The 3,791-nt window shown below is 59.1% G+C and carries 5 protein-coding genes and 1 pseudogene; 1 reads left to right on the top strand and 5 read right to left on the bottom strand.

Annotation, left to right across the window (positions count from 1 at the left end; all coding sequences use genetic code 11):
- The 4 genes and pseudogenes from AC1DH9_RS26855 to AC1DH9_RS26840 all read right to left on the bottom strand — a co-directional run.
- On the bottom strand, positions 1-153 hold a 153-nt coding region (locus AC1DH9_RS26855), incomplete at its 3' end, for a DUF167 family protein (RefSeq protein WP_477809117.1).
- Complete coding sequence (locus AC1DH9_RS26850) at positions 153-740, bottom strand: YggT family protein (protein WP_103316770.1); 588 nt, start codon at positions 738-740, stop codon at positions 153-155. The genes AC1DH9_RS26855 and AC1DH9_RS26850, both read right to left, overlap by 1 nt.
- A 24-nt stretch (positions 741-764) precedes the next feature.
- Positions 765-1,133, bottom strand: a pseudogene (locus AC1DH9_RS26845) (pyrroline-5-carboxylate reductase family protein); the annotation flags it as partial.
- A 107-nt stretch (positions 1,134-1,240) separates the two neighbouring features.
- A complete protein-coding gene (locus tag AC1DH9_RS26840) occupies positions 1,241-1,939 on the bottom strand; it encodes a YggS family pyridoxal phosphate-dependent enzyme (protein WP_427543885.1) in 699 nt (232 codons plus the stop codon).
- Positions 1,940-1,995: 56 nt separating this feature from the next.
- On the opposite strand from AC1DH9_RS26840, the gene AC1DH9_RS26835 reads away from it, so the two are divergent.
- Positions 1,996-3,030 carry a type IV pilus twitching motility protein PilT gene (locus tag AC1DH9_RS26835; protein ID WP_477809115.1) on the top strand — a complete coding sequence of 345 codons (1,035 nt, stop codon included), beginning with the start codon at positions 1,996-1,998 and terminating at the stop codon, positions 3,028-3,030.
- A 131-nt stretch (positions 3,031-3,161) separates the two neighbouring features.
- Here the strand turns inward: AC1DH9_RS26835 and AC1DH9_RS26830 are convergent, their stop codons facing one another.
- Positions 3,162-3,785, bottom strand: a complete 624-nt coding sequence (locus AC1DH9_RS26830; protein WP_477809116.1) for a C40 family peptidase — start codon at positions 3,783-3,785, stop codon at positions 3,162-3,164.
- Between the last annotated feature and the right edge of the window lie 6 nt (positions 3,786-3,791).

The following is a 3,791-nucleotide window of genomic DNA, read 5'->3' as shown; positions in this document are numbered from 1 at the left end:
CAGGTAGGCATTGGCCTTGCCTTCGACCGGCGGCGCGGTCAGGCGGATCTTCAGCCGATCGCCATGCAGCCCGCAGAAATCATCGCTGCGGGCCGCCGGTTGCAGGTGACAGTCGAGGATCAGATCATCCCCGTCCCAGCGAAAGTAGCTCATCAGATGAGCCCGAGCAGTCCCTGTGGCATGAGGGCGAAGTATGCAAGGCGTGGGATCAGCCAGCTTTGCAGCAACTGGATCACGATAAACGCAAAGATCGGCGAGATATCGAGGCCACCCAGGTTCGGCACGATACGGCGGAATGGGGCGAGTACCGGTTCAGTAATCTGAGCGACCAGCTCTGCGCCCGGATTGTGGCTCCCCGGGGCGACCCAGGACAGGATCACGCTGATGATCATCGCGTAGAACAGAATATTCAAAAACAGCGAGAAGATCGCGATCAGTGCCCAAGGCACCAAAAGCAGGAAGTCGACCAGGAAGCCTTTGAGGGCCAGGATGACGGCTATCAGCAGCATCTGCACGATCAGCGCCAGTACAAGAGACGACATGTCCAGCCCGAACATGCTTGGGATTACCCGGCGCAGAGGCTTGAGCAGCGGCTGAGTGGCTTTCACGATGAACTGGCAGAGCGGGTTGTAAAAGTTCGCCCGAACCAATTGCAGGATAAAACGCAGCAGCACGATCAGCAGGTACAGGCTGCCCAGGGTTTTAATGATGAAAATGGCAGCGTCATTGAGTCCGAGCATTATTGATTCCTTTGTAAGAGCTGATTAGCGACCCAGTTGCTCGGCCATCTCGGCTGAACGGTGGGCTGCGGCGCCGAGTGCTTTTTCGACCAGGGCTTCAAAGCCACCGGCCTGGAAGGACTTGATCGCGGCTTCGGTGGTGCCTGCTGGCGAGGTCACGCGACGGCGTAGCTCAGCGGCGTCGACGTCACTGGCGACGGCCATGTGCGCAGCGCCCAATGCGGTTTGCAGGGTCAGCTGGGCGGCGATGTCCCGTGGAAGGCCAAGTTTCTCGCCCGCAGCGGTCATGGCTTCGATCAGCAGGAAGAAGTACGCAGGACCCGAGCCGGAAACGGCGGTGACCGCATCCAGTTGCTGCTCTTCGTTCAGCCACAGGGCGATGCCAACGGCAGATTGGCGCGCAGGCCGCCGATCAGGCTGGCGGCCATGTTTCCGGCACCGATAAAGGCAATTCGTGTCTTGCTCATGTCAGGTCCTTATAGAGAGGTAAGTCAGCCACGTTATGGCTGACCATAGTCGCGGGCGCCAAACAGGGCCGTACCGATACGAACCCAGGTGGCGCCCATGGCAATGGCCGACTCCAGGTCGTGGCTCATGCCCATGGAAAGTGTGTCGAGTGGCAGATTCAGGCTGGCTTGCAGGTTCTTGTTCAAGTCACGCACAGCAGCGAAGGCTGCGTCCTGAGCGGCGCGATCTTCAGTCGGCTCGGGAATTGCCATCAAACCGCGCAGTTTCAAGCGCGGCAACGCGTTGATGGCGCTGGCCAGTGCGGGCAGGTCGGCCGGGGTGCAACCGGATTTGCTGGCTTCACCGCTGACATTGACCTGAATGCAGATGTTCAAGGGTGGCAGCTCGGCCGGACGCTGTTCGGACAGGCGTTGTGCGATTTTCAAGCGATCCACGGAATGCACCCAGGCGAAGTTCTCGGCGATAGCACGCGTCTTGTTCGATTGAATGGGGCCGATGAAGTGCCAGATCAAGGGCAGGTCGGCCAACTCAAGCTGTTTGCCCAAGGCCTCCTGCAGATAGTTCTCGCCAAAGTCGTGCACGCCGGCGGCGTAGGCTTCACGCACGGCATCGCTGGGCTTGGTCTTGCTCACGGCCAGCAGGCGGACGCTGTGCTCGGCACGTTGCGCGGCTTGCTCCGCTGCGCGGATGCGTATCTGAACCAAGGCTATGTTGTCTGCTATCGTGGACATTCAAGGGACGCCGGCAGTCTGAGGTTCGCGGCATTCTACTGGAATTGGGGAGTGCTATGGATATCACTGAACTGCTGACGTTCAGCGCCAAACAAGGGGCTTCCGACTTGCACCTGTCGGCGGGGCTGCCGCCGATGATCCGGGTCGATGGCGATGTACGGYGGATCAACCTGCCGGCGCTGGATGACAAGCAGGTGCGCGAGCTGATCTACGCGATCATGAACGACAAGCAGCGGGTGGAGTTCGAGCAGGCGCTGGAGACCGACTTTTCCTTCGAAGCGCCGGGTGTGGCACGTTTTCGGGTCAATGCGTTCAATCAATATCGCGGTCCGGGGGCGGTGTTCCGGACCATCCCCTCGAAAATCCAGAGCATGGAAGATCTGGGCATGGGGAATGTGTTTCGCCGTATTGCCGAGGTCTCGCGCGGGCTGGTGCTGGTCACCGGGCCGACAGGTTCCGGTAAGTCGACCACCCAGGCGGCAATGATCGATTACCTGAATAACCACCGGCATCACCATATCCTCACCATCGAAGACCCTATCGAGTTCCTCCATGAATCACGCAAATGCCTGATCAATCAGCGTGAAGTGCACCGCGATACGCGTAGTTTCGCTACGGCGTTGCGTTCGGCATTGCGCGAGGACCCGGATGTGATTCTGGTAGGGGAAATGCGTGATCTGGAGACTATCCGCCTGGCGCTGACGGCGGCCGAGACCGGGCATCTGGTCTTCGGCACCTTGCACACCAACTCGGCGGCGAAAACCATTGACCGGGTGGTGGACGTGTTTCCAGGCGATGAGAAGTCGATGGTGCGTTCGATGCTCTCGGAGTCGTTGCAGGCGGTGATTTCCCAAGCGCTGATCAAGAAAATCGGTGGTGGCCGGGTGGCGGCCCACGAAATCATGCTGGGCACCTCGGCGATCCGTAACCTGATCCGCGAAGACAAGATTGCGCAGATGTACTCGTCGATTCAGACCGGGGGTTCGTTGGGGATGCAGACGCTGGATATGAGCTTGAAGGAACTGGTGAGCAAAGGCCTGATCACTCGCGAGCATGCGCGGGAGAGGGCGCGGTCACCGGATAATTTCTGAGGGGGGGCTGGAATGCGGGCCTGTGGCGAGGGAGCTTGCTCCCGTTCGAGTGGGCAGCGCTCGCAGGTTTTTGGGGCCGCTTCGCGACCCAGCGGGAGCAAGCTCCCTCGCCACAATGAGCTTGCTTCGGATCAGCGCTGAGCGAGGCGCAGGGTTTTCGATTCTTTCGTTTCAACCCGCTTGGCAACCACGTAATGGCTTTCCCAGTACGGTTTCTTCAGGGTGTCGATGGTCACCGACTTGCCACGACGCGGTGCGTGGATGAAGCGGTCGTTGCCCAGGTAAATGGCGACGTGGTTGACCTTGCGGCTCTTGATATTGAAGAAAATCAGGTCGCCCGGCTTCAAGTCCTTGCGATCGACTTTCTGTCCGTGACCGGCAGCCATGGCGTTGGAGGTGCGTGGCAGATCAGCAGCACCCACGCCATTGAAGGCGTATTTCACCAGCCCGCTGCAATCGAAGCCTTTACTTGGGCTACTGCCGCCCCAACGATAAGGAGTGCCGAGCACGTTTACTGCACGGCTCAGTACATTGCTGCTTTGTTTGGCTCCCATTGGCGGGACCGGTTTGCTGTCGGCCTTGCTCAGGTGAGTCAGACCTTTTACAGCGTGTTTGTTTTTGCTGGTGACGGCAGAAACATGAGATTTTGGGGTGTAACCAYTAACGTTCGGAAGACGTTGCTCACGATTGGTGGCGTGGGCGGCCAGTGGCATTAATAGGCAAATGGTTAGCCATGTCTTGAAAAATGGACGCATTAGGCA

The sequence above is a fragment of the Pseudomonas sp. 05T35 genome, from assembly GCF_056396605.1.
Note: the sequence above shows the minus strand (reverse complement) of the source record. Positions and strands in the feature narration are given on the sequence as shown.